The sequence below is a fragment of the Cellulomonas biazotea genome (assembly GCF_004306155.1).
GTDB classification, from domain to species: Bacteria; Actinomycetota; Actinomycetes; order Actinomycetales; family Cellulomonadaceae; genus Cellulomonas; species Cellulomonas biazotea.
The window spans coordinates 1-2,537 of sequence record NZ_BIMR01000477.1 but is presented as its reverse complement, the minus strand read 5'-3'; the positions used below and the strand labels follow the sequence as shown (position 1 = coordinate 2,537).

At 75.0% G+C, this 2,537-nt stretch carries 4 protein-coding genes; 3 read left to right on the top strand and 1 reads right to left on the bottom strand.

Going from position 1 to position 2,537, the window contains the following annotated elements; genetic code table 11:
* Positions 1-35: 35 nt before the first annotated feature.
* Positions 36-932 (bottom strand): CPBP family intramembrane glutamic endopeptidase, encoded by an 897-nt coding sequence (locus CBZ_RS20290; RefSeq protein WP_130783223.1) that lies wholly within the window; start codon positions 930-932, stop codon positions 36-38.
* A 125-nt stretch (positions 933-1,057) separates the two neighbouring features.
* Between CBZ_RS20290 and CBZ_RS20285 the strand changes: the two genes are divergently transcribed.
* The 3 genes from CBZ_RS20285 to CBZ_RS20275 form a co-directional block, all read left to right on the top strand.
* Positions 1,058-1,750, top strand: a complete 693-nt coding sequence (locus CBZ_RS20285; RefSeq protein WP_246013575.1) for a hypothetical protein — start codon at positions 1,058-1,060, stop codon at positions 1,748-1,750.
* Complete coding sequence (locus CBZ_RS20280) at positions 1,743-2,045, top strand: transcriptional regulator (RefSeq protein ID WP_130783221.1); 303 nt, start codon at positions 1,743-1,745, stop codon at positions 2,043-2,045. Before CBZ_RS20285 ends, CBZ_RS20280 begins: the two co-directional genes overlap by 8 nt.
* A partial coding sequence (locus tag CBZ_RS20275; RefSeq protein ID WP_130783220.1) for an ABC transporter ATP-binding protein occupies positions 2,042-2,537 on the top strand: 496 nt, incomplete at its 3' end. The genes CBZ_RS20280 and CBZ_RS20275, both read left to right, overlap by 4 nt.

Below are 2,537 nucleotides of genomic sequence, written 5' to 3'. Positions count from 1 at the left end.
CGGCCGTCGTGTGAGGGGCGGGGGCGGGACGCGCGTCACGACAGGTGGAGCGCGTCCCGCCACTCGGCCGGCACGAGCGCGTACCCCACGAACACGACGAGGTCCATGATCGTGTGGGCGACGACGAGCGGCATGACGCGTCGTCGTCGGCGGTAGTACTCGGCGAACACGAGCCCCATGACGACGTTGCCGAAGAACGGCCCCCACCCCTGGTACAGGTGGTAGGACCCGCGCAGCAGCGCGCTGGTGACGACGATCGCGGGGGCGCGCCACCGCAGGTCGCGCAGGCGCTCCATGAGGTAGCCGACGGCGACGACCTCCTCGAGCAGCGCGTTCTGGATCGCGGCCAGGAGCAGGACGGGGATCGTCCACCACGCGGCGTCGAGCGCGGACGCCTGCACCTCGACGGTGATGCCGAGGGCCCGGCCGACCGCGTAGAGGCCGAGGCCGGGGATGCCGATGAGGGCCGCGAGCCCCGCGCCGACGCCGAGGTCGCGCCAGGGTCGCGTGACGTCGAGGCCGATGCGGCGGACCGCCGACCGCCCGTTGGCCGACAGCAGGTAGAGCGCGAGCGCGACGGGCACGAGCGCGAGCCCGAGCTGCAGGAGCTGGTAGGTGAGGTCCAGCCAGGGGCGCGGGGAGCGGCTGGGGTTGAGCGTCGCGGTCTGGTCGCCGAGGGGCGGGCCCGCGGTGAGCCGGTCGATGATCGCGACGACCGCGTACAGGCCGGAGCGGCCGAGGGACAGGCCGAGGACGATCCAGATCTCGGTCGTGAGGCGGCGGCGGACCGCGCGCTCGCCGGTGAGCGCGGCGTACGGGGGCGGGTCGTCGGACCGGTCGGTCCGCGTCGCGTCGAGGGCTGCGGACGTCGCCCCGGGCGTCGACCCGGACGGCGACGCGGGCGTGGCGTCGTCGGGCGCCGTCGTCGTCATGCGTCCGAGGGTAGGCGCGGAGCCTGGACGGGTGCTGGAAACCCCTTGTGCGCGGCGTGCGTCACAAAGTAGTTTGTGACGCAAAGTCCGATGCAAGGTCCGACGCTGGACCCAGGGGAGCAACGATGGACGACCGGCGCACCGACCCGGCCGACGAGCAGACGCTCGACCCGACCGTGCGACCGCTCGACCCGGGCGACGAGCCGCCCGCCGACGCCGCCGACGCGCTCGCGATCATCGCCGCCGCCAGCGGCCGAGCCCGGACCACGTACCCGTCGGGCGCGTTCCTCTTCCTGCTGTGGGGGACCGTCTGGCTCGTCGGCTACGGCGCCCTCTGGCTGTCCACGGCGGCCGGCGCGGGACGCGACACCCCGAGCCTGCCCGCCGCGGTCGTCGCGATCGGGCTCGGCGTCGCCGGGCTCGGCCTCACCCTCTGGCACGTCCTGCGGCGCAGCCGCGGCGTCACCGGCACCAGCGCCCGCACCGGCGCCCTGTACGGCTGGTCCTGGCCCGTGGGCTTCCTCGCGCAGGCGCTCATCGTCACCTCCCTCGCACAGGCCGGGGCGTCGTCGCAGGTGACGTCGCTCGCGAGCAACGCGCTCGCCGCGCTCGTCGTCGGGCTGCTCTACCTCGCGGGCGGCGCGCTGTGGGACGACCTGCCGATGTACCTGCTCGGCGCCTGGATCACCCTCGTCGGTGCGGCCAGCGCCCTCGTGGGGATGCCCGGCACCTACCTCGCGATGTCGCTCGCGGGGGGCGGAGGCATGGTCGTCGCCGGCACCGTCGTCTGGGTCCGCTGCCGGGTCCGTCGTGACTGACACCGAGCTCGACCCCGTCATCCACGCGCAGGCACGCCTGCGGGTGGTCGCCGCGCTCGCCGCGCTCTCCCGCGGCGACCGCATCAGCTTCCCGCGGCTCCAGCAGCTGCTCGGCATGACCGCGGGCAACCTCTCCACCCACCTGCGCCGACTCGAGGAGGCGGACTACGTGCGCATCACGAAGACCCACGAGGGCCGGACCCCGGCCACCTACGTCGACCTGACCGAGACCGGCCGGGCCGCGTTCCACCGCTACACCCGCACCCTGCGGGCCCTGCTCGGGGAGACGTCATGACCACCACCACCGGACCCGTCCTCGAGCTCGAGGGCGTCACCCGCACGTTCGGGGCCGTCACCGCCCTCGACGACGTGTCGCTGCGCGTCGAGCACGGCGAGCTCGTCGGGCTGCTCGGCCCCAACGGCGCCGGCAAGACGACCCTGCTCAGCCTCGTCAGCGGCCTGCGCAAGGCCGACAGCGGGACCGTCCGCCTCTTCGGCGGCGACCCCCGCGACGCGGCGTCCCGCATCTGGCTCGGCACGACCCCGCAGGAGACCGGCCTGCCCCCGACGCTCACCGTCGGGGAGGTCGTCGACCTCGTCGCCGGGCACTACCCGGCGCCCATGCCGCGCGCCGAGGTGCTCGCCCGGTTCGGGCTCGAGGACCTCGCGAAGCGGCAGACCGGCGGGCTGTCGGGCGGGCAGAAGCGGCGCCTCGCCGTCGCCCTCGCGCTCGTCGGCCGGCCGCGCCTCGTGCTGCTCGACGCGCCCACGACCGGCCACGACGTCG

Coding starts and splice junctions, on each gene's coding strand:
- CBZ_RS20290 (WP_130783223.1), bottom strand. CDS start 932: ATGACGACGACGGCGCCCGACGACGCCACGCCCGCGTCGCCGTCCGGG.
- CBZ_RS20285 (WP_246013575.1), top strand. CDS start 1,058: ATGGACGACCGGCGCACCGACCCGGCCGACGAGCAGACGCTCGACCCG.